Annotated in this window: 25 protein-coding genes; 4 read left to right on the forward strand and 21 right to left on the reverse strand. The window is 42.0% G+C overall.

Annotated elements, in window-relative coordinates:
- Nucleotides 1-91 precede the first annotated feature (91 nt).
- Nucleotides 92-1,465, forward strand: coding sequence for an ATP-binding protein (locus BI198_RS14840; protein ID WP_070050250.1), 1,374 nt, complete (start codon nucleotides 92-94; stop codon nucleotides 1,463-1,465).
- Nucleotides 1,466-1,499: 34 nt separating this feature from the next.
- Here BI198_RS14840 and BI198_RS14845 read toward each other — a convergent pair whose 3' ends face one another.
- Both BI198_RS14845 and BI198_RS14850 read right to left on the reverse strand, forming a co-directional pair.
- Entirely contained in the window at nucleotides 1,500-2,750 is a 1,251-nt protein-coding gene (locus BI198_RS14845) for an ABC transporter permease (protein ID WP_070050251.1), read from the reverse strand.
- A complete protein-coding gene (locus BI198_RS14850) occupies nucleotides 2,744-3,436 on the reverse strand; it encodes an ABC transporter ATP-binding protein (RefSeq protein WP_070050951.1) in 693 nt (230 codons plus the stop codon). Before BI198_RS14850 ends, BI198_RS14845 begins: the two co-directional genes overlap by 7 nt.
- Before the next feature lie 100 nt (nucleotides 3,437-3,536).
- Here BI198_RS14850 and BI198_RS14855 point away from each other — a divergent pair, with 100 nt between their 5' ends.
- Nucleotides 3,537-4,079, forward strand: coding sequence for a DUF3299 domain-containing protein (locus BI198_RS14855; protein ID WP_070050252.1), 543 nt, complete (start codon nucleotides 3,537-3,539; stop codon nucleotides 4,077-4,079).
- Between the two features lie 5 nt (nucleotides 4,080-4,084).
- Here BI198_RS14855 and BI198_RS14860 read toward each other — a convergent pair whose 3' ends face one another.
- The 4 genes from BI198_RS14860 to glnB all read right to left on the reverse strand — a co-directional run bounded on the left by BI198_RS14860 (nucleotide 4,085) and on the right by glnB (nucleotide 7,230).
- A complete protein-coding gene (locus tag BI198_RS14860) occupies nucleotides 4,085-4,621 on the reverse strand; it encodes a ZrgA family zinc uptake protein (RefSeq protein WP_070050253.1) in 537 nt (178 codons plus the stop codon).
- Between the two features lie 99 nt (nucleotides 4,622-4,720).
- On the reverse strand, nucleotides 4,721-5,875 hold the full coding sequence (locus BI198_RS14865) for an MFS transporter (RefSeq protein WP_070050254.1): 1,155 nt from the start codon (nucleotides 5,873-5,875) through the stop codon (nucleotides 4,721-4,723).
- A 49-nt stretch (nucleotides 5,876-5,924) separates the two neighbouring features.
- A complete protein-coding gene (locus BI198_RS14870) occupies nucleotides 5,925-6,968 on the reverse strand; it encodes a M28 family peptidase (RefSeq protein ID WP_083256641.1) in 1,044 nt (347 codons plus the stop codon).
- Nucleotides 6,892-7,230 (reverse strand): nitrogen regulatory protein P-II, encoded by a 339-nt coding sequence (gene glnB, locus BI198_RS14875; protein ID WP_070050256.1) that lies wholly within the window; start codon nucleotides 7,228-7,230, stop codon nucleotides 6,892-6,894. Before glnB ends, BI198_RS14870 begins: the two co-directional genes overlap by 77 nt.
- 109 nt (nucleotides 7,231-7,339) lie before the next feature.
- Here glnB and nadE point away from each other — a divergent pair, with 109 nt between their 5' ends.
- Nucleotides 7,340-8,170: an ammonia-dependent NAD(+) synthetase gene (gene nadE / locus BI198_RS14880; RefSeq protein WP_070050257.1), complete on the forward strand. Its 831-nt coding sequence runs from the start codon at nucleotides 7,340-7,342 to the stop codon at nucleotides 8,168-8,170.
- A gap of 125 nt (nucleotides 8,171-8,295) precedes the next feature.
- A complete protein-coding gene (locus BI198_RS14885; protein ID WP_070050258.1) occupies nucleotides 8,296-8,796 on the forward strand; it encodes a GspH/FimT family pseudopilin in 501 nt (166 codons plus the stop codon).
- Between the two features lie 34 nt (nucleotides 8,797-8,830).
- Here the strand turns inward: BI198_RS14885 and BI198_RS14890 are convergent, their stop codons facing one another.
- The 15 genes from BI198_RS14890 to BI198_RS16385 all read right to left on the reverse strand — a co-directional run bounded on the left by BI198_RS14890 (nucleotide 8,831) and on the right by BI198_RS16385 (nucleotide 21,515).
- Entirely contained in the window at nucleotides 8,831-9,250 is a 420-nt protein-coding gene (locus BI198_RS14890) for a type IV pilin protein (RefSeq protein WP_070050955.1), read from the reverse strand.
- 1 nt (nucleotide 9,251) lies between these two features.
- On the reverse strand, nucleotides 9,252-10,364 hold the full coding sequence (locus tag BI198_RS14895; protein ID WP_070050259.1) for a hypothetical protein: 1,113 nt from the start codon (nucleotides 10,362-10,364) through the stop codon (nucleotides 9,252-9,254).
- A complete protein-coding gene (locus BI198_RS14900) occupies nucleotides 10,351-10,728 on the reverse strand; it encodes an SRPBCC family protein (protein WP_083256642.1) in 378 nt (125 codons plus the stop codon). Before BI198_RS14900 ends, BI198_RS14895 begins: the two co-directional genes overlap by 14 nt.
- 8 nt (nucleotides 10,729-10,736) lie before the next feature.
- Complete coding sequence (locus BI198_RS14905; protein ID WP_070050260.1) at nucleotides 10,737-11,690, reverse strand: PilW family protein; 954 nt, start codon at nucleotides 11,688-11,690, stop codon at nucleotides 10,737-10,739.
- Entirely contained in the window at nucleotides 11,690-12,178 is a 489-nt protein-coding gene (gene pilV / locus BI198_RS14910) for a type IV pilus modification protein PilV (protein ID WP_070050261.1), read from the reverse strand. Before pilV (BI198_RS14910) ends, BI198_RS14905 begins: the two co-directional genes overlap by 1 nt.
- Before the next feature lie 101 nt (nucleotides 12,179-12,279).
- Entirely contained in the window at nucleotides 12,280-12,699 is a 420-nt protein-coding gene (locus tag BI198_RS14915) for a type IV pilin protein (RefSeq protein ID WP_074467428.1), read from the reverse strand.
- A complete protein-coding gene (locus BI198_RS14920) occupies nucleotides 12,699-15,929 on the reverse strand; it encodes a pilus assembly protein (protein WP_070050957.1) in 3,231 nt (1,076 codons plus the stop codon). Before BI198_RS14920 ends, BI198_RS14915 begins: the two co-directional genes overlap by 1 nt.
- Before the next feature lie 5 nt (nucleotides 15,930-15,934).
- Nucleotides 15,935-16,444, reverse strand: a complete 510-nt coding sequence (locus tag BI198_RS14925; RefSeq protein ID WP_070050263.1) for a pilus assembly PilX family protein — start codon at nucleotides 16,442-16,444, stop codon at nucleotides 15,935-15,937.
- A 2-nt stretch (nucleotides 16,445-16,446) separates the two neighbouring features.
- Nucleotides 16,447-17,418 carry a PilW family protein gene (locus BI198_RS14930; RefSeq protein ID WP_070050264.1) on the reverse strand — a complete coding sequence of 324 codons (972 nt, stop codon included), beginning with the start codon at nucleotides 17,416-17,418 and terminating at the stop codon, nucleotides 16,447-16,449.
- Nucleotides 17,415-17,840, reverse strand: coding sequence for a type IV pilus modification protein PilV (gene pilV / locus BI198_RS14935; protein WP_070050265.1), 426 nt, complete (start codon nucleotides 17,838-17,840; stop codon nucleotides 17,415-17,417). The genes BI198_RS14930 and pilV (BI198_RS14935) overlap by 4 nt, the downstream gene beginning before the upstream one ends.
- A gap of 12 nt (nucleotides 17,841-17,852) precedes the next feature.
- On the reverse strand, nucleotides 17,853-18,416 hold the full coding sequence (locus BI198_RS14940; protein ID WP_074467441.1) for a GspH/FimT family pseudopilin: 564 nt from the start codon (nucleotides 18,414-18,416) through the stop codon (nucleotides 17,853-17,855).
- A 137-nt stretch (nucleotides 18,417-18,553) separates the two neighbouring features.
- A complete protein-coding gene (locus BI198_RS14945; protein WP_070050266.1) occupies nucleotides 18,554-19,285 on the reverse strand; it encodes a LytR/AlgR family response regulator transcription factor in 732 nt (243 codons plus the stop codon).
- Between the two features lie 55 nt (nucleotides 19,286-19,340).
- Nucleotides 19,341-20,357, reverse strand: a complete 1,017-nt coding sequence (locus BI198_RS14950; RefSeq protein WP_070050267.1) for a sensor histidine kinase — start codon at nucleotides 20,355-20,357, stop codon at nucleotides 19,341-19,343.
- Nucleotides 20,358-20,359: 2 nt separating this feature from the next.
- Nucleotides 20,360-21,292 (reverse strand): 4-hydroxy-3-methylbut-2-enyl diphosphate reductase, encoded by a 933-nt coding sequence (gene ispH / locus BI198_RS14955; RefSeq protein ID WP_070050268.1) that lies wholly within the window; start codon nucleotides 21,290-21,292, stop codon nucleotides 20,360-20,362.
- 4 nt (nucleotides 21,293-21,296) lie between these two features.
- Nucleotides 21,297-21,515 carry an FKBP-type peptidyl-prolyl cis-trans isomerase gene (locus BI198_RS16385; protein ID WP_268793911.1) on the reverse strand — a complete coding sequence of 73 codons (219 nt, stop codon included), beginning with the start codon at nucleotides 21,513-21,515 and terminating at the stop codon, nucleotides 21,297-21,299.

Genomic DNA, 21,515 nt, shown 5'->3' on the forward strand with positions numbered 1-21,515 from the left:
TAGTATTAAACGTAATACTCTTATTACGTTATAAATTTATTAATTTGCTTTTGTCAGCAGCTACTCATTGAGTATAAGGCTAAAGCCATTTATGAATAAATCTTTACAACAAATACTATTAGATATCAGCTTAGATCCTAAAATTGATCAAGGAAACCTGCACACTGCTGGTCAGCTTATATTAACCACTCTTAAGCAACAATTGCAGGTAGATAGCCTTAGTATATGGCTGCATAATGCCAAAGGTAACCAGATAGATTGTTTATGTTTATTTGATCTTAACCTGTTTGAAACCCCGAGCAGTTTAAGCTTACACAGTCAAGATTTTCCATTATATTTTAATGCTTTAAATAACTTACAAAGCCCCGCTATTTTTGATCCATCTACTAACCAACCCACTTCTGAATTATATCAACATTACTTCAAACCCTTAGGCCTAGGCACTATCGTCGAAGCTCCCGTTAGAAACCATGGTAAGGCTGTTGGTATTATCCGGATTGAGCATCAGCAAGCTAAACATTGGACCGATGCAGAAATAATGTTTATTACTGTCTTTGCAGACATTTTGGGCCGCGCCATTAATGCCGCTGAACGTTTAGATTATCAACAACAACTAACCCAGTTTAATAGTCAATTAGAGCAAAAAGTTCTACAAAGAACCAAAAAACTGACCCAATCATTAGCCGAGCTAAAAAATGCCCAACATAAAATGATTGAAGTTGAGAAGATGGCGAGTCTGGGCAGAATGGTTGCGGGTATATCCCACGAAATTAATACCCCTTTAGGTATTGCTGTCACCGCCAATAGCCATGCTCAAGCCACATTAGCCGAGTTAGAAGCCTTGTATTTATCGGGCCAGTTAACAAAAAGCTTGTTCTCACAACGTGGCGAAGCGATGAAGAGTAGCATTCACTTAGTGACTAATAACCTACAACGTACGGTTGATTTAGTAGAGAGTATAAAACAAACGGCTTTAGAACCTTCAGCCTCGGCGCCAGTCTGGCTGAAGTTAGATCCATTTATTTCGCAAGTCATTGCTAGTTTGGCATATGAAATTGCCAGTTGTCAGTTGCAGGTGGTGGTAGATATTCCTCCGGGTGCACAAATACAAACCCATTCTTCTGCGCTAGCAACCATATTGCGCCAGCTTATTGAAAATACCTGTTTACATGCTTTTACTGAGCAAACTAATCGTACTTTGCACCTGAGCATTGCATTACATGATGCGGTTTGGTGCCTTACCCTTAGTGATAATGGCCACGGTATGACTGAAAAGCATTTAAGCCGCGCTTTTGAACCCTTTTTCACTTCTAACCGCAGTGGCGGTTCAAAAGGCTTAGGCCTAACCTTAGTATTCAACTTAGTGACACAAATTCTACAAGGCCAAATTCAATTAGACAGTATCGACAACGGCTTTAGAGTCCATATCACCTGCCCTCGGTTTTTAGTAATGGATGTTAAGTAATGGGTATTAAGTAATGAGTAAGAAGTAATACGCATTATAACTTCACACTCAGACCATCATTTAAGGTATTTCGATAAGCCTGAATGCTTGGCAACAGCGCTAATACCGCAGCAAAGATTAAAATAGCCAACGCCCAATATCCAGTATGCGAATGTATAATGTGCCAACTAATCATTAAGCTATAATTGGCTGCTAAGCTTGACGCCAATAAACTTAATATTAGCGCTAATAGCCCAGCTGCAGATATAAACGCAGCTAACATCAGCAATAACACCTCAATTTGAATTAACGCAAACACATACCAAGCATTAGCACCCGCTGCCCGCAAAATGGCTAATTCACGTTGCCGCTGTTGCATAGATGCCAGTAACGTTGTCACCATGCCAACTAAAGCCGCTAATAGCACCATCATACTAATAAGTAACAACATATTTTCTACCATCGCTAGCATTTGCCACAACTCCGCTAATGCAACACCCGGTAAAATAGCCGACAAAGGTTCAGCACGGTAAGTATTTATTTCGCGCTGTAAGGTAAAAGTAGCCATAGGCGAATTTAAACCCAGCATAAAAGCCGTAATCGAACTGGGCTGTAATTTATCTAAGTTATCTGCAGCATTAGGACGTGCTAGCGCCGGAGCACCTTGCTGCCAGCCTTGATGAATAGCTTCTATGGCCGGTAAATTCACATGCACGGTTTGATCAACCGGCGTTCCCGTGGCGTTAAGAATGCCAACAATGGTAAAAGGTTTACCTTTATGTTGGCTAAAGCTTACTGCTCCTATGCCATGAGATAGCTCAATCTGCTGCCCTAAACGGTAACCCAGTTTGTTGGCTACTTCGGCACCGATAACGGTTTCAAAAACTCCGGCAAAAGCCTCGCCTTGCGCCAGCTTCAGCGGCTGCTTGTTACCGTAACTAAAATATTTAAAGTAATCTGTGGTGGTGCCCATAACCCGAAAGCCCCGGTGCGAGTCGCCTAACGAAATAGGAATACTCCATTTTACTTGCGGATGGGCTATGATTTTTTGGTAGGTTGACCAGTTCATATTGGCCGTGGCATTGCCAATACGAAATACTGAATACAATAATAAATTTATCTGACCAGAGCGTGCGCCAACTATTAGATCGGTACCCGATACGGTGTTGGTAAAGCTTGCTTTTGCTTCGTGACGTAAATGATCAATGCCCAATAACAAAGCTAAGCTAATGGTCAGTGACAACCAAGTCATTAGTACAGTACTGCGACGATTATATAAGCTTAGTCGAGCCAACTTAATTAGCATGCTTGTACCCCTTGCGCTAACTGCCGCATATCTAAATAAGCCTGAAAGTATTGCTGCAAACTTCGGTCGTGGCTAACAAAAATAACCGTGCATTGGTTAGCGCTCGCTTCGGCTAACATTAGCTGCATAAAGCTATCTCTGTTGTCACTATCTAAAGCTGAAGTGGGTTCGTCAGCAATTAAGATGGTGGGTTTGGGCACTAAAGCTCGTACTATTGCTACCCGCTGTTGCTGACCAACACTTAATATCCGCGCCGGTTTATGCCATAGCGATTCAGCAATATCTAAGTGTTTTAATAATGTTTGGGCACGTAATATTGCTTGCTTGCGGTCTTTACCGGCAAAATAACTACTTAACAAACAATTATCTAACACTGACAGATACGAAATTAAATTAAGCTGCTGAAACACCACGCCAATGTGTTGCGCCCGCAGTAAGTCACGTTGTTTAGCGCTTAATGTATGCATAGCTTGGCCGTTTAACCATAGCTCTCCGCTATCCACTTGCGTAATACCTGACAATAAATTTAATAAGGTTGTTTTACCTGAGCCAGAACTGCCATAAACAAATAAGTGTTGCCCTGTAGCTAGGGTTAACTGTGGGATCTGTAACTGCCAGCTATTTTTGCTATAAGCAAACTGGACATTTTTCAGATTAATTGCCGGATTTTTCAGCTGTTCGGTCACGAGCGCTCTGTGTGTCATGTTATGATAGCCATATTATTGCTTTGTTTTTATGTGCAGTATTAGTCTGGCCTATTATGCCCACTTTGCAGGAGCAGCTCCAATGCTACGGATGTTATTTATTATGTTTTACCTAATGCTGGTCGCAGCTTTTAGTGGGTCTTTATTAGCTAGCGAAGCGAAAACAATCGAGTGGACGGATTTAATTCCAGATTCTGAGCAACAGTTAATGGCAAATTTACCTGAAGTGCAGCATGACACTAATCAGTCTATTTTTGATCGCGACTATACCGGCGATGATCCGGCTGCAATGCAATGGCAAGAAATTTTAAAGTCAGCAAAAGTTCGCACCGAGCTGAATAATAGTAAAGTACGCATCCCTGGTTTTATTGTCCCGCTAGAGTTTGATGATAAACAAAATATCACCCATTTTTTTCTGGTGCCTTACTTTGGCGCTTGTATTCACGTGCCACCTCCGCCGCCTAACCAAATAATTTATGTTAGTGGTGCCCGTAATTTAAAAGCCGATATGATTTATTCACCGTTTTGGATTAGCGGCACTTTAATTACCGAAACCATGAGCCACGATTTGGGGCAAAGTGCTTATAGTATTAAAGCTGACAGTGTTGAAGAATACAGTTATTAAGCAAACTAAAAGCGGATAGTCGAATTATTTAAATTGGCATCCGCAGCACCTTGCCGGCCATTAATAACCCATTGTACTTGTAATTGTTGCAAGCTAGGCAGCAAACTAAACAGCTGTAAGTCTAATTGTTTTAAGCGAGCCGGTTGTTGACACAATAATTGATAATTAGCATAGAAATCGGCATGACCACGATTAAACTTGGCATCAAGCAAATCGGTATTGGTTTCGGCCGCAGTTACCTCGCAATTAGCATCGGCATTAAATTGAAACCATTCGCCGCGATTAAACACCTCAATCGCTGCGGCAATTTCAGCTATTTGCTCAGCTGTACTGGCTTTTTGCTCAAAGCCAACAATAGTCTGCGCCGCAGATTGCAACGCCAGTTGCATTTCATTGCCATCAACCACAAGCATTAATAATGCTTTGCCATGTTCATGCGCACCTAAAACGCTAGTGTCACTTGCAGCATATTGCTCGTCTGCAGCACTGGAAAATATACTAAAGGCAAGTAAAGCTGAAACACAGATAGTTTTAAAGTTCATGGCTCATTATCCAAGGGGACGCACTAATTCTGTTAACATAACACAGCGACTAAGGTATTTTCTAGCGCTCTATAACTGACAAACTTGATTTATTCTACTTTAACGCAAGCTACGTTTTGCCCAAAACGCGATAAATATAGCCGGAATAAATAAACCTAACGCTAAATACACAACCGCCATGGCCGAGCCATAGCTTAATAACAAGCCGCCAAAATAACTGGCTATCATAATTGAGAAGTTAAAGGCACTAGACTGAATTGAAGTCGCCACGTCTTTTGCTGACTCAACTTGTTTGCTAATTGCCGCTTGGAACATTGTCACCACAGGCCCAAATGCCAGCCCCCACAAGAAAAAAGCAAAATGGGTTAAGCCTGTGATAGCATGGAATAATAAAAACATCGCCATAGCAATGGCGCCCACTGCCAACATACTGATAATTAAAACCCGCAAATATTGGTCAATATAGCGGGCGGATACCACCACAGAGACAACAGAACCAACACCAAAAATAGCTAACGCTAGCTCGATACCACCCCAAAACGCTATCTTAGCAACCAGTAGGCTTATATAGGTATAAACCGCGTAATGCGCTATAACCGCAAGGAAAGTTAACGCCAGAATGATCTGAACGGCAGGCATTTTTAGCAATGTAAAAGGTGAATTAGTTTTACATAGTCGCTCTCCGTCAAGCGAGGGTAAAAATAAATAGCTTAGTAAGGCAATAAGAGCAATAAGTAGTCCAAGCCCAATAAACTCCGCGCGCCAGCTAAACATATTTCCTATCGCAGTCATAATAGGTAAACCAGCACTTATGCCTAAGGTTGCGCCAGCCATAATGACGGTGATGGCTCGTCCATGCAGATGTTTAGGTACTAATCGAGTTCCATAAGCGGCGATCATAGGCCATAAAATACCGGCGCATACTCCACCAATAATCCGGCAAAATACAATTACAGAGTAAGAAGAAGACAAGCCAACAATAATATTAGAAATTGCAAAGCCGATTAACAGCCAAAGCAATAACGTTTTTCGGTTAAAGGCTAAGGTTGCACTAATTAACGGGATGGTAAACACAGCTGAGGCTAAGGCATAAATGCCGACTAAGAAACCAATTTGAGCAGCATCTACGCCTAACCCTTCACTCATTTGAGGCAATATGCCAGATGGGGCTAATTCAGACAAAATGGCCATAAAGGTGACACTGGCCATTAAACTAAATATAAACCAAGAGAACTTTTGCTCTTTACTCGACATTAACGGATTCCACCTGAAATAACCTCTATGAGTTAAACACTAAATCGATTCATTTTGCCCTGATTAAACGTTCAGGATGTTGTTGCTCTAGCCAAAATACAGTGGCATAAATACTGTTTAGCGACTGTTGTAAAAAGCTAGGATCAATATAATGCCATTGATCGTCAGTGGTATGATAATGCGGATGCTCCTGACCACCGATAAATATATAATTAATTCCTTGGCGATGAAATGTACCGTGATCACTAGCTGTTAACCAGTTTTGACTTCTAGATTGACCGTTAAAATGATTGGGCCCACTGGCCGATAAAAAGCGGATTGGCGCTCCCTGCTCTAGTAAGGTCAGTTGCTTTTTCAACCCAGAATATTTATTGGCTCCGGTTACATATAGCCTACCCCGCCGATCGGCACGACTGATCATATCTAAATTTAAATTCAGAATTATTTGTGTCAAAGCCACAGGCGGCTGCTGCAAAAAAGCTTTACTGCCATATAGGCCCGTTTCTTCGCCATCAGTAGCGAGAAATATATAAGAATAAGCTGGGCAATTGATTTTTAGCTGCTGGGCCAACGCCAGCATAGCAGCTACACCTGATGCATTATCGTCAGCGCCATGATACACCTGTGATCCTTTACGGCCTAAATGATCATAATGCGCAGTTACAACGATATAATGCTCTGGATACTTACAGCCTTGAACCCAGGCCTGTACATTGGTGCCCGTTTTATCTGACCAAGCCCGTTGATAAGTATAATTGGCGTAATAACTTTGCTTAAAGCTCGCTAAGCCTAAAGCGGCATAACGTGCAGCAATATACGCTTGGGCTTGTTCACTGCCCAGCGTATTAGTTTGTCGGCCCTGCATTGATTCCGAACTGAGTTGTTGGATGTCGGCCAATACCGAGTTAACGCTGGTTGCGTTGGCACTAATACTAATAAAACAAATTATCAGCCCTTGACCAACTAAACGACAACTAAATAACTGAGCTATTTGCTTACAGTTAATTCGCTTAAAGCTAAATAGCTTCTTCGTCTTCTTCGCCGGTACGGATCCGAATAACACGCTCAACGTCGAATACAAATATTTTGCCATCGCCTATACGTCCTGTCTGCGCTGTTTGCACAATAGATTCTATACAGCGTTCTACTTGATCGTCTGACACAACAATTTCTAACTTTACTTTCGGTAAAAAATCGACCATATACTCAGCACCACGATACAGCTCAGTATGGCCTTTTTGTCGGCCAAATCCTTTAACTTCTGTGACGGTCATGCCCGTAATATTGATTTCGGCTAATGCTTCTCGTACATCATCCAATTTAAATGGTTTAATAATCGCTTCAATTTTTTTCATTTAAGCATCCATAGATTAGCCACAAAGATATTAACCAGTATAATACATAGCCTTAGTGCAATCAGTAGTATATTAATATAACAGATAACAACACCAGAGGTTTGTTGCCATGAATGCCGCCGAAATAATTGAACAAATGCAGGTTCTACCCCAGATTGATGTTGAATTTGAAATTCGCCGCCGGGTCGATTTTATTAAACAACAGCTACAAAATTCTGGCATGAAACATTTAGTTTTGGGTATTAGTGGCGGTGTCGACTCAACCGTTTGTGGTCGGTTAGCTCAATTGGCGGTAAATGAATTAAACCAAGGCCATGCTGATAAGTACCAGTTTATCGCCGTGCGCTTACCCTATGCCAACCAAAAAGATGAACAAGATGCCCAGCTGGCTATCGACTTTATTCAGCCCAGCCAAGCCTTAACGATTAATATTCAGTCTGGTGCAGATGCCCTACATCAAGCGACCTATAGCGCAGTAGCAACAACAACATTGGCACCCAGTAATGAACATGACGTTGATTTTGCTAAAGGCAATGTCAAAGCGCGTGCTCGTATGATAGTGCAATATCATGTCGCGGCTTTAGTTAAAGGTTTAGTTATTGGTACTGATCATTCTGCTGAAAATATTACCGGTTTTTATACCAAATGGGGTGATGGCGCTTGCGATATGGCACCATTATTTGGCTTAAATAAACGCCAAGTGCGGTTATTAGGTAAAACCTTAGGAGCGAATGCGATTTTAGTGGATAAAACGCCCACTGCCGATTTAGAAAGCTTAGCGCCGTTAAAAGCAGATGAAGCCGCTTTAGGCTTAACTTATCAACAAATAGATGACTTTTTAGAAGGCAAAGAGGTTGCGCCAGAAGTAAGTGCAAAATTAATTGCTACCTATAATAAAACCCAGCATAAACGCCAGCCTATCCCGACCATTTATAGTTAGCCTTAGGCTAACTTAGATTCAAAACCAAATTTAGCTAAACTCGGCTAAATTTGGCCGCAGTTTTACATTTAGTTAATTTTTACTATACTTTTTATCAACCTTGTAGCCAATAAGAGTGATATAAAGTGCGCTGGCATCATATCGGTTTATCTTTAATAGAATTACTCGTCGCAATCGCTATTTTTTGTATTTTGGTGTTTATTGCTATCCCCGCTATGGCGGAGCTAACTGAGCGCCAGCAAGCCTCAGCGTATATGCGCCAATTTAGCCAACATTTAGCCTATGCTAGAATAATGGCCGTTAGCAGTAATTTACCGGTGCAATTATGCCCAAAGACAGGCGTAACCTGTAGTGCAGATTGGCAACATGTACCGATACAAATTAGTTTATTACATCCTGACTCATCAATAATCTTATTGCGTCAGGTTCCTGCCATTAGCCTGCCGCATAAATTAGTTTATAATCGTGAACAAGTCAGTTTTCGTCGCGACGGTAGCTTAGATGGCTTTGAGAATGGCAGCTTTTATTATTGCCCAAGTGCTAAGTATCATTGGCACTATAAAATGACCTTAAACCAAGCCGGTCGCAGTAAATTAGCGCTTATTAATAGCGCTTGTCCCAGTTAACTACACTTATTGCCAATAATTTATTTCCACCAACTCACTGCCAACAACTTAGTGCAACGCCGTTATCGCTATTACGCTGGCCATAGTGATTAAGCTGAAAACTTAAACATTCACTATCCGCTGTTTGTATTCCTGTTGCGGAAGCTAAAGCGGTAAAACCGCTTGCAGCATCAGTTAAATTAAGGCTTAACGTATAACGCCCTGACTTGGTTACGCCAGAGCTTGTTAGCTCTGCCATACCGCTTAGCTTACTAATATCAGCTTGGTATTCAGCGTGATCGGCAAAATGTTGTTCTTGCGCATTGGCTAAGGCTAATAATAGTTGTATTGCTTCTGCCCGATAGGTGCGTAATACATATTGCTGATAAGCGGGGTAACTAATGCTGGCTAAAATGGCCACTATTACCACGGCTATCATGAGTTCGATTAAACTAAAACCACGCTGATTTAGCATGTTACCAAGCACCATATTCAGCAACATAAGTTGCAAGGCGTAAACTGCGCGGAAAATCTGCCGCTTTTAAGGCTTCGCTACAATCAGCACAATGCTCAGTAATCGCTAACATCTCAGGGATAACTTCACTGTGCTCTGTGTCATTGACTAAATTAAGTTGTAACTTATCATCATGGGCATTTAACTGTAGGGCTGCATTAGCAATGGCGTCAATTCGCCAACTGCGCCTTGCGTAGACTTTACCGGCATGATGTAAATGTACGGCAAATAAACGGGTTTCTTCCTCAGCACTAATATTACAGTCAGTACGTTCGCTGTTAGTGTCTGCTGTCACAAAATACACCACGCCAGCATACACTTGTGGTTTTAGCATTACTGAGGCATCAAGCTGAATTATCCAACCTGGACTCTGCTGTAAATCCCGCCACACCGCATCTGTTAGTGCCACATCACTATCATCGTCTCCAAGATCCGTTCTATCCATTAAATCACTAAAATTAATCAGTCGACTAAGTTGCGGTTGATGGTTAAATAACAGCACGGTATCCCCTAGCTCATCATGACTAGCAATCAGGACTAAACTGACTTTCATCCGCTGAAAGTCACCTACACCGCTATAATTTACCTGATAAGTGGTTTGGACTAATTGTAATGGCTGGGTAAATCTGGCATCGATGGCACTAAAATCTGCAATTAACACTGGGCTGGCAAAGCCCGATGCCGACAATGCAATAAACCAGACTCGCCCGTTAATATCGACAACATATACCGCATCGGCTAACCCATTGGCGTCTTGATCTAATAACGCAGGCTCGGCCATGATAATAGCCGCATCAATATCCGTATCGGTATCTGACCAAGCACTTAGCTGATCAAATAATATTAAGCTATCAGCATCACGCAATTCTAATTGGCCATGGCTAACTTCAGTGCTTAATAAACGGTTATGATTTAGTAATATTTCTCGTGTTTCTGTAGGCTCAGTAATACTTGTCGCTACCTGTAAAGGTAAAGCACTGGTTGAGTTTAAATTACATTCTGCCAAGCTTAAACTCGAGAATCCTAAACTAGTAAAACTTAATACCAACAGCATAATAAGATCATTTAAATTCATCAGCGGTTATCTCTTCTGTTAATGACTGTTGCAACACCAGACTGGTATAACCGCTATAAAAACGTCCTCTAGGGCCATAAGTTTCGGTAGAGAGTAATAAGGTTTTACACCGCAGCACCGAGTCAGACCATGCCGCATATTCTGCCGGACACACCACAAACTCGTCTACCGCTTCAACTGGGCTAGTGTTTAGCGCAGCAAGATGTTCGGCTAGGGCTTTTTGGGCAACTTGTAACTGCTGCTGGCCAGCCGTGGCTGATTTTTTACTTAACTGACTGACATACAAACTGGCAGTCATAATTAGGGTCATACTTACTAACATGACCAAAGCAATCACTAATACCATACCGCGTGAAGTACTCATCTCTCCTCCTATAATTGGCTATTATGAAAGAAAACCGTACTGCTAATTAATAAGCGACGATAATGATCTCCGTCGGCGTTAAAACTATGCGGTCCCATGGAATAAACGTCGTTATTGCTATATTGCCGATCCTGCTTCAGTGCGCGCAGCAAGGCATAAAACTTAATACTCACAATACGACTATGTTGTTGCTGCCACTGCAAATCTGTCATTTCTGCAGTAGCTTGCTGATAATCAATGCTACCGTCATTATCGGCATCGATACCAAATTCAAAATGTAACCTTTCGACTCCATCAATGATGGAATCGGTGGCTATATTGGCATGGCCGCTGGCATTGCGTATTAACCGTTTGCGCATTAATACCGGCACAGATTCACCGTCTCGGTACTGCTTTTGGACATAAAACACCAGATGCTGATACGGATAATAATTCATCTCAGCTTGCAAGCCGCTGCTCGCGGCACTAACAAAACGGCTATGCTGCCAATCGGTTTCTAAATAAAACCGGTTCGACTTTAAAGTGCCTACAGGCTGGCTCTGTCCTATTAAGCGTTTTAGTTGCAATAGTTCGCTGTCTTTAAGCGCAGAGGGGATACAACTTAACTGCCGGCCTGAGTTGACCGGTTTGGCATATAAAGTAACAAAGCCCTGATCAACACTGGGGAAGCTGCCATTATCAATACTGTCGTTAAGGCAGTCAGGGCTCGGGGCATCAGGCTTAGTTGTAGTTGCGGCTAATAATACATCGGCCCTGCCACCCCAAAAGCCCATATTCTGTAGCTCATTTTGCATTAAGCTTAAAATAAATTGGCCGTTTTGCTGCAACTCGGCTATTTGCTGGGTTTGTTTTGCTGAGCGGCTTAAGCTACTAAAGGCCGTTAATGCCATTGCTAACAAAAACAAGCCCAGTAACATGGCAATTAATAACTCAGTAATGGTAAAACCATTTCTAGCTTGCATTAGCCGTCACCCAATACAAAGCCACTACGACCCTTGCTTAATTCACAAGCTACCGCAACAGGAGGTGAAGAAGCCAAACGTTGTTGCCAGCTTACTGACATAGCAAGCCCAGCCGCACTAGATGCCAGACAGAACTCAGGCTCAGTTAACGGTAACTTTGCTGCTGTAGCCCATTGCTGATACCAATTAAAGCGTTGTTGCTGGGCCAATTCAGCTTTACTACACGCAACGTCAGCCGAACAATTAGGTGCAGTGGTTAATTCTGCCGCTTTGGTTATCCGGCCAGTCATTAAAGGGATGAGTTGCTGATTACTATAAATATTGTTAATTAGCTCGTTAGTTAATGCCACCGCTTGAGTACGCTGGGTGGCATCAATAACATTACGTAAGGCAAGGGTCTGCCCGGCAAGAATGCCAAGCAGACCTATTTTTATGATTAAAAGTGAAACCAGTACTTCAAGGAGGCTAAAACCCTGTTGTAACCGCATTTCCATATGCCTAAGTTAATTGCTATTAACTTTAAAGTTACAACATTATTTCAAAAGATCAAATTAATTACTTAAATAATTAATAAAATAACCTTCAATAATTACCAGCATTTAGCAACAACGGTAGCATCAAAACCACCTTTCGCGCCTTTACGACCCGCTTGATCCAAGGTTAAGGTGGTGCACTCACTGTCTTTTTGCAACGTCGTCGGCGTCGCTGTTAATTGATAACTGCGGGCAGCTAAATCTTTTATTGCAACAGTGTATCGGGCGTTAATATCATTACGACATTGTAAATCCGGTAAAGCAAAACCATCAGGATTATAACGCATATTTGACGTATAACTTCGCTCCATAAACTGGGCGTATTCAGCTAAGCAAGCTGAAGCTGCCGCACGATTAGACTTTACTATATGCGCTTGATAAGACGGCACCGCAATAGCGGCTAATATGCCTACTATTGCTACTGCAATCATGAGTTCAATAAGGGTAATACCCCATTGTGATTTGTTATTTATCATTAGTTTGTTAGCTCCCGCCATGACACACGTCCGCGTCTTACGCCACCGTTATAGCCTTCAACAGCTATATTAGCTGTCGCTAAACCAATCGCCATTTTATCTTCATACAGTACTGGCTCACTAGGAGTACCATCAAATTTAACACCGCTGGCGGCTAGTTTAGTTTCACCTGAATCAATACCATCTTTACCATCAAACTCACTATCTTTGGATAAATCAAAGAAGTGGTATTTTAAACGTGCGCCTTTAAACGGGTCAATTGACATCACATAACCATCACCCGCTGGCTTACAGTCATCACCACTGGGGATAGCAGTACTCACCACTAAGTTATTACCTGCTTGCACAGGTCGAGTTACGATACGCTCTTTACTATCAATAAGATCCATATACCAGCCAAGTTTACCATCCATATCATTCGCAGTTGCTTCTGATACGGTTCTAGCAGGACGACTGCCGCTAGCATCGGTATACATTACATTTTGCATTTCTCGTTTTTTCAACTTAGTTCGGTCTGTAATACCAGTAACATCTTTAATGCCATACCAACTTTGTACTTCAGTATTATTTACATCGCTTGGAGTTAGCATTTTACCAGTACCAAAAAACACCCATAACTGACCTGTTTTAGGCTCTGAGCTTAAGGTTAACCCCCCCGTTATTGGCTGTTCTTGATTTGCTGCATTTTTTGCTTTAAACAACGGAAAACCAGAATAGGCAACTTTCCACTCGGCAGCAGTTTTGCTGGATAAATCAAATTTCCAGATATTACCTAATAAATCACCGGCAAAAAACCAGTCTGTAGTTCCATCACGATCAGCATCCCAGCCTTCTACTTGGCCAAGACCATGGGCATCTGGATCAACTGTACTAGGGATAACAATATTAGCAATTTCAGTTCCATCTTCAATATCCAAGACTAATAAGCCTGAGCCATTGGTAATATTGTTATAACCATAACCTACTACTACCGCCCACTTACCATTATTTAAACGCGTGATAGTTGGTTTAGTGGTAATCACACCCAGCTGACTAAAAGATTTATCCCACAGCACTTTCTCTTTAGTCATTGTTGTATCAGGATTAGTAACATCAAATGCAAATAAACTATTACCACCACGGCCTTGTGAGCCTACTAAGATAGTTTTCCATTCTCCACTAACATAGACATCTGCGGCGACGGGTGAGCCATCTACAAAGTATTTATGTTCATAATAAGGATCAGCATAAGAAACTAAGTTGGTACTGGGTAGTAGCATTGCCTTTGGCATATAAGCGAAGGTTTCAGTACCATTACTGGCATCAAAAGCATGTAAAAAACCATCATTGGCACCCACATATAAACGTGAATCGCGGTTTTTATGACTAGCAATAAAGCTATTATATTTATCTGCGCCAGCCCAATTATGCCGGCCAAAGTTACGATTTATAGGTTCGGCAACAAAAAAAGGTGATGCGTTAGCAATATCGCCTAATACCGAGCTACGTGAGCGGAAGTTAGCTGTCGCGGGCGCTTCATTTACCCGCTCTCCGCGTAAATAATTAACTAAATTTTCACTTTTAAGAACTAGTTGTTCTGCAGGGTTTAAATTTGACCACGTTAAATCCTTTACACCTGTCGCTCCGCTAAATAAGATTTTACGACTATTCCAAGTAGGGAAATTAGCAGTCCATAACCCAACAGTTGGATTGTTAATATCATAGCCTGTTAGCGTACCGCTCCAGTCTTTACCATTATAACTTGCCTGATAAACATAGTTGTCTGCTTGAGTCGAAGTAGTCGTGCCGGCTAAGTTTGAAGCTGAAGCAACGCCGGCATTAATATTTTTTAATGTTTCTGATAATTTGTTAGCAAACTCTTGTGGGTTTTTCGCACTAAAAAAGCCACCTCTTGAGTTAACTGATGCATGCAATAAATCATCTATTTTAGCTGGCCCACTACTGCCAGGGTTTGGCCACTTCAAATCTTTGGGCGAAGTAATGGCAGAAAAAGCTTCAACTGGGTCAACACTACCTTCTAAACCAAAACTAATACCAAATACTCGCATATGCTGCCAAAACGCTGGGGATGTATCTTTAACAGATGGCACATTATTTTCTAGGCTGGGCATTAAATCGTTTTTCCAGTAATACATCGCCACGTCAGCTAGGGTATTACTATAGCTATCTTTGAATGGATCAGCGGCTACATATTTATAGCTTTCTCCTGAATCATTACTATAGGTGTTGCCATCAGTACCGTCATTATTCTCACGCGCAGCACTAGTGGATGCTTGGGAGCTATTCCAATAACCATCTGTCATCAAAATACTAAAACTTTGACGGCATGTTAATTGGCCACTTCCAGTATCGCTAGGATCGGTATACCAAGGCTGATTGGTTTGGTAATATTTTCCTGCTTCGTTTAATGCATGACGTAATGGCGTATTACCACTGGCATTAACATTGAATAACCAATCGAAAAATCCAGTACGGGCCCCACCATTAAATGCAGCTACGCCTTTGTAGGAACCGGTTTTATTGATTGAACCATACCCTACACGCAACAAGTTACTTTGCTGATGAAAAGCCGTACTTATTGCTGATTTAGACGCCATCATACGGTCGCGATAATATGAATACCAATTAGCAAAGTTTTGCTGTTTTTCTTCAGACTGCTCTACAACAGAGACGAAGTCATAACAATCATTGTCGTCATCCTTACCATTACAGTCTTTATTAGTTTCGTTATACTGATAATAAAAAGCACCATAAAAACGTTTATCACGATGTCTAAAATTAGTTGCTAAATCTCTTTTACTGCCTCGATTAACAAAACCATCAACAAATGCAGCGTTAAAGTCAGCTTTACCCCATGAAGTTGCACCATCACTCTTCGTTGGCACTTTATAAGTCACTGCTGGATCGTAAAACACACCATTAACTTTAGAGCTGTAATACCATTTATAGGTTACTTTTTTGCCATCATAATATTCCTCTTCGTCTTTGCAATCTCCCTTTTTCTTATATTCAATACAAAATTCACTTTTACCTGAACCATCTCTATTACTGATACTATCCGGCATATATTCCCAGCCCATTGAGCCGGAGTCATCAATAATAAACATTACGTTTGGCGGCACAGTACCACCGGTTTGTAGGGGTAAAGAGGATAATTCCACTGCAGCATGAGCACTACTGGCAGCAAATAACATGCTCACAGCAAAAACATTACATTTAAATAATTTCATCACTATTATCTCCGCCAAATAGTTTGCATTATTACTGCCGCGCGACCGTCATCATCAGCGGTACGAGCCGTTATTCTAAAAGTAGGTGATAAACACCCCCGCGGCGGAGTAGTAGCACTATTACAATCCGGAAAATCCGGATCTGGCCAGTCACCCATATATTCCACGATATAACTGCCAGCATTCGCCATACCACCGTTGATGGCGCTAGCGTTTTGCCAATTTGGTGCCCCTGGGTCAGCTAACGTCCAGCGATCAACTTGATCTGCAGCCGGAATGGGAAATACAAACCCTAAGGCCGCCGGATCTAACACATTTAAACGTCGTTCCGCTTCTAATAAAGCAGCTTCAACTTGCTGTTGAGTTAGTTGTTTATCATATAAATTGGCCGTCATTTTTTCTTGTAACGTGGTGCGCTGGATGCTACTTAACGCTAATAAAGTAATAGCGACCAATAGCAGTAAACTAATGACTAAGGTTACGCCTTGTTGTTGTTTAAAATTATGTCTGTGCATACTTAACCTACTCGATTTCTAAGCGTGACGATAAAGTTGATATTTTTTGCTTCTGCCATCAGATCCAGTTGTTTTAATACTTCATCATCTAAAGTGAGCGTGACACTAACGGCAACAATATCGCCCCAATCAATCACTACATTCGCAGCGCGAAACTGCCTGGTGGTGGCATCCATATACAGCAACTGTAAATTAGAAACGCCAAATAATATTTCTTCATTAATTTGTTGCGTCCCGACTAATGCGGCGCGATATAACGATTTAACACTACTATCATCTGCGCTAGGTGCCACAAACCACGCCACTGACTCAAAGCGCATTATCATGGCTGTACTTGGGAAAGTTCGGACCGGTGCCGTTGCACAGTTAAATGGAACAAGAAAACCTAGGTTTTCAGTGCAGTTAAGTGGCGCAGCGGGCGCTTTATATGTAAGAGTACTTGCACCAGCATTCACTGCTGACACTTGAAAAATACTGGTTAAAACATCATCACATACTATGGCAATATCTAATGGATTAAGAGTTGGTGCCGCCGTTAAAGTAAATTCTGCATTGCCAGTATCATGGCTATTAACACTGCTACTTGCACCTGAAGCGTACATTAATCGAATAGCTTCAGTACCTACCGTAGGGGTGACAGTATTTATAGCAGCAACAGGAGAAGATAACCCGCGGATACCTTCATTCCAATCAGCCCAGGGTTGTGCTGAGTTTAATACATTCACTACTCGTACCGGGTTACCACAGCCACTAAAGCCGGCACTGCGAATATCTTTAGACATTAATTGAAATGCAATTCGAGCGGTATTTTGCACTTCAGATAACGAACTATTCACTCGACTGGTGGTTTGGTTAGCCATAAACACACCTAAGACACCGCCTAGAATTAATAAGCCAAGCACCATCGCGATCATTAATTCGGTTAAAGAAAACCCTGCCGTTCTTACTGTTGAAACTGCTGTTATATTCTTCATGGCAAAACCTGCATTACAATAGAGTTTCCTGAATTTAAACGGTCATCTGACCAAGTAATTGTTACCGTATAACTATCATCACCTTCATCCCATGCCACTACAGGACAAGTTTCAGCTGTTGTAACCGCTTTCACGCTATCTACCCAACTGTCAGTCAATAAAGCAGTACTGCCTGTACAATCGGTAAGTGAATACCCACCCGTACGAGCTATATTTGGATTTGAACGCATTAATTCGACTAAATTTTCCGTAAGGATCATTGACATAGTGCGCTCGTATGAGCTGTTAGTATTCTTTATACTGGTAGTTTGCAGGCCAGCAACACCTAATAAACCCACCCCTAATACCAGCACCGAGACGAGGACTTCTATTAACGTCACGCCTTGTTGTGAATTTATAGGCGATTTTAAATTATGCTTCATCTTAATTACCTATTAACTTGGGTTAGCCGGTGCGTTACAACTTGCACTTGCACCTTGGGTTATACGAGCCCGACCACCTGAACGTAACTCTACATCACGCACATTATTATCAATTGAAGGGATACAAATGCGTAAAACCGCGTTTAAGGCACCATTAGTGCTGGTTCTTGCTAAGCCTTGCGGTGTAAAACGGATAATATCTGAGGCTCCAGAAACAGCAGGACTGGCTAACGCTTTAATCCGGCCAGTATTAATTTGACCGCTAGCTATAACAGTACCGCCACCTTCGCGCATCACTAACCAACCTTGCCAACCTGCAACCGGCGCATCAGAACAAGTAGCTGCATCACTACTATGGCAAAGTACCACTACCTGATTTTGTTTAATCGCTTCGGTTCTGGCTAAGATAAAAGCGGCAATAATCTCGTTAGCTTGCCCTGTTAAACGATTACCATTGATTAAACCGGTAAAACTAGGTACCGCAACAGTCAGGGTAATTGCTACAACCGCCACCGTCACCATTAATTCAATTAACGTAAAGCCATTGGCTTTTTTATAATGTTTGTTTGTAAACACCTTGGCTGCCTTCCATTTTGCAATACATTGCAATAAATAGGTTTCTGTTATTATTACAAATAATCTATTAACCATATACAAGCAAGCCACATAGTGATGAGCGGTTTAATTAACCGATAAGCGGTAGATGTATGATTTTAAGGGGTAAGTTGCAGGGATTGTTTTATGTTAGATAAGGCGCGTCTAGATACGTCTAGCTTTTCGTCTAGGCCTTGTAACTTAATATACGTTCGGCCGTCGCTTGCGGTATGTAAGCTATGAAAGTAGTGACTATTGATCAATATTTTACGATGACTACGTAAAAAATGTTGCGGCAGTATTTGCTGAAGTTGATTTAAACTTTGATCTATTAACGCTGTAGTATCTGCGGTAATAACCCGGACATATTTATCATCGGCCATACAATATAAAATATCAGTAATACATACCTGCTTAGTCACGCCAGCGATGGTGTAATTGAGTTTTTCCGTTTGCGCAGCTGAAGCTGCGGGCTTAACTTGCTGCTGAGCTACTAACTGGCTTTGCACTCGCTGCAGCGCTTCAAATAAACGCTCTGCGGCGACCGGTTTTAAAATATAATCTAACGGAGCTGCCCGATAAGCTTCTAGGGCATGTTCGGCATGGGCGGTAACAAAAATAACTGCGGGCACTGGGTTCAGGCTCTCTAGCTGACACGCTAAACTAATGCCATCCATATCCGGCATTTCAATATCAAGTAACATCACATCTGGGGCATGCTGCTGAGCTAACTGTAGTGCTTGTTTAGCATTTTCGGCTTCGGCTACACAATGAAAACCCGGTTGCTGCAGTAATAAACGTTTTATTCTGGCCCGCGCTAAAGGCTCATCGTCCACTATCAACACTCGCATTAGCTTCTCCGTGTTCACCACTGTTACTCCTTACTGCTACCCTGTTTTACCAATTTTACGCTCTAGGCAAGACTAACTTAACCCTAAACACATTATCAGTAACACTGTAAGTTAAGCTAGCATGTTGACCATAATGCAGTTTTAAGCGCTGGCGAATGTTTTCCATCGCGATACCATTTTTCGGTCTATTCGCACTTAACTGCTGAAATGGATTGGTAATAACAAAGCTAACAGCTGTTCGTGATTCAAGCAATTGGATCCGTAACAGTGCGTTATCTTGGCAACTTTCGATACCATGACGCACGGCATTTTCTAATAACGGCTGAATAGTTAATACCGGAATATTGATGTCAGGTATGGTTTCGGGTAGCTGCCAATCCACTTGCATTCGGCTGCCTAAGCGCCATTGCTCTAGCGATAAATACTGTTTAGCTAATTGTAACTCTTGCGCTAACGGCAGTGCTTCACCGACATGTAATGCGGCGCGAAATAATGCCGCTAAATCAAGTAAGGCTTTTTCGGCTGAGTTAGCATCAATTTGGGTTAATTCTGCCACGGTATTAAGGCTGTTAAATAAGAAGTGCGGCTGAATTCTGGCTTGTAAAGCACTGAGTTCAGCCCGATTTTGGGCGGCAAGTTGCTCGCTATGCTCGCCGTGCATAATAAAAAACTGAATAGCAATCATGCTAATAATAAAAGCAATCATACTATTTGCCAGTAAAAACCCGGCTAGGCTTTGGCTTAATGGCCAGTTTTGCGCGTGCAGCCAATGATAAGCTAAACTGCTTATGGCCACCGTTATTATGATAAAGATAAATGTACAACAACCTAGAATAGTCATTGCCGGCAGTTTATTTAATTGTGGCCGTAACCAGCATAAACAGCCGGTACTAAGCAGTACCACCCAATGGACAAATAAACTGATTAATCCTAGTCGATACCAAGCATCGGTATTAATGCCTGGCGCAAATGACAGTACTACTGCGACGGCTTGCGACAGTACGATAGCGCGTAATAAAAACCGACCTCGGCATAAATAAGGCAGCTTTAAAGCCGGTAACGCGCTAGGCATAATTAATAACGTAGTTCGGCTGGTATAGCAAACACCACATTTTCTTCACGACCAGGATTTTCCGTTACCGTCACGCCCCCCCATTGTTGTAACTGAGTGACCACTTGCTGCACTAATACTTCAGGTGCCGATGCGCCAGCCGTTACACCCACTGCTTTAACATTCTCTAACCAGCTTTGCTGAATATCAGCTGCGGTATCAATTAAATACGCCACGCAGCCCATCTTATCGGCTAATTCACGTAGTCGATTTGAGTTGCTACTGTTTTTAGCGCCGACCACTAATAATAAATCAGCTTTATTGGCTAAATCACGCACCGCATCTTGCCGATTTTGAGTGGCATAGCAGATATCATCTTTGCGTGGCCCTTCAATTTCCGGAAAACGACTGCGTAAGGCTTCTATCACATCGGCAGTATCGTCAACCGATAATGTAGTTTGGCTGCTATAACATAAGGCAGCGGCATTTTTCACATTTAACTTAGCAACATCTTCTACCGATTCAACTAAATAAATGCCACCTTGCGGATTACTGTACTGGCCCATAGTACCTTCAACTTCAGGGTGTCCGGCATGACCAATCAAAATACACTCTACACCTTTGCGACTAGCACGCGTCACTTCCATATGTACTTTAGTTACTAGCGGACAAGTGGCGTCAAATACTTTTAGTCCACGCTGCTTGGCGTTAGCCCGTACCGCTTGCGATACACCATGGGCACTAAAGATAACAATATTATCATCTGGCACTTCATCTAATTCATCTACGAACACCGCACCGCGCTTACGTAGGCCGTCTACCACAAACTTATTATGTACTACTTCGTGGCGCACATAAATTGGCGGTTCAAATAGCTCTAAGGCTCGTTCAACAATGCTAATGGCACGGTCGACACCGGCACAAAAGCCACGCGGGTTGGCTAATAAAATATCCATAGACTTAAAGTACCTGCATTATTTCTACGCTAAAGGTTAACGTTTGCCCTGCTAGCGGATGGTTAAAATCAACCGTCACCGATTCACCGGCGACCTCACGGATTAAACCTGGTAATTCAGAGCCATCTGGCATAGAAAAACCAATAATCGCCCCTACTTTAGCCTCAGTATCGGCAGAAAAGCGGCTACGATCAACAAAATAAATATTATCTGGATTAGGCAT

The sequence above is a fragment of the Rheinheimera salexigens genome (assembly GCF_001752395.1).
Classification (GTDB): domain Bacteria; phylum Pseudomonadota; class Gammaproteobacteria; order Enterobacterales; family Alteromonadaceae; genus Alishewanella; species Alishewanella salexigens.

Bases quoted from the DNA above. Each gene is read 5' to 3' on its own strand.
- BI198_RS14925 (WP_070050263.1), bottom strand. From the start codon at position 16,444: ATGCACAGACATAATTTTAAACAACAACAAGGCGTAACCTTAGTCATT.
- ispH (WP_070050268.1), bottom strand. From the start codon at position 21,292: ATGGATATTTTATTAGCCAACCCGCGTGGCTTTTGTGCCGGTGTCGAC.
- BI198_RS14890 (WP_070050955.1), bottom strand. From the start codon at position 9,250: ATGCTAAATCAGCGTGGTTTTAGTTTAATCGAACTCATGATAGCCGTG.
- BI198_RS14905 (WP_070050260.1), bottom strand. From the start codon at position 11,690: ATGCAAGCTAGAAATGGTTTTACCATTACTGAGTTATTAATTGCCATG.
- BI198_RS14895 (WP_070050259.1), bottom strand. From the start codon at position 10,364: ATGAATTTAAATGATCTTATTATGCTGTTGGTATTAAGTTTTACTAGT.
- BI198_RS16385 (WP_268793911.1), bottom strand. From the start codon at position 21,515: ATGCCTAATCCAGATAATATTTATTTTGTTGATCGTAGCCGCTTTTCT.
- pilV (WP_070050261.1), bottom strand. From the start codon at position 12,178: ATGCGGTTACAACAGGGTTTTAGCCTCCTTGAAGTACTGGTTTCACTT.
- BI198_RS14930 (WP_070050264.1), bottom strand. From the start codon at position 17,418: ATGAAGAATATAACAGCAGTTTCAACAGTAAGAACGGCAGGGTTTTCT.
- BI198_RS14920 (WP_070050957.1), bottom strand. From the start codon at position 15,929: ATGAAATTATTTAAATGTAATGTTTTTGCTGTGAGCATGTTATTTGCT.
- BI198_RS14915 (WP_074467428.1), bottom strand. From the start codon at position 12,699: ATGATAAATAACAAATCACAATGGGGTATTACCCTTATTGAACTCATG.
- BI198_RS14870 (WP_083256641.1), bottom strand. From the start codon at position 6,968: ATGGCAAAATATTTGTATTCGACGTTGAGCGTGTTATTCGGATCCGTA.
- BI198_RS14845 (WP_070050251.1), bottom strand. From the start codon at position 2,750: ATGCTAATTAAGTTGGCTCGACTAAGCTTATATAATCGTCGCAGTACT.
- BI198_RS14865 (WP_070050254.1), bottom strand. From the start codon at position 5,875: ATGTCGAGTAAAGAGCAAAAGTTCTCTTGGTTTATATTTAGTTTAATG.
- BI198_RS14840 (WP_070050250.1), top strand. From the start codon at position 92: ATGAATAAATCTTTACAACAAATACTATTAGATATCAGCTTAGATCCT.
- pilV (WP_070050265.1), bottom strand. From the start codon at position 17,840: ATGAAGCATAATTTAAAATCGCCTATAAATTCACAACAAGGCGTGACG.
- BI198_RS14945 (WP_070050266.1), bottom strand. From the start codon at position 19,285: ATGCGAGTGTTGATAGTGGACGATGAGCCTTTAGCGCGGGCCAGAATA.
- BI198_RS14855 (WP_070050252.1), top strand. From the start codon at position 3,537: ATGCTACGGATGTTATTTATTATGTTTTACCTAATGCTGGTCGCAGCT.
- nadE (WP_070050257.1), top strand. From the start codon at position 7,340: ATGAATGCCGCCGAAATAATTGAACAAATGCAGGTTCTACCCCAGATT.
- BI198_RS14860 (WP_070050253.1), bottom strand. From the start codon at position 4,621: ATGAACTTTAAAACTATCTGTGTTTCAGCTTTACTTGCCTTTAGTATA.
- BI198_RS14900 (WP_083256642.1), bottom strand. From the start codon at position 10,728: ATGAGTACTTCACGCGGTATGGTATTAGTGATTGCTTTGGTCATGTTA.
- glnB (WP_070050256.1), bottom strand. From the start codon at position 7,230: ATGAAAAAAATTGAAGCGATTATTAAACCATTTAAATTGGATGATGTA.
- BI198_RS14950 (WP_070050267.1), bottom strand. From the start codon at position 20,357: ATGCCTAGCGCGTTACCGGCTTTAAAGCTGCCTTATTTATGCCGAGGT.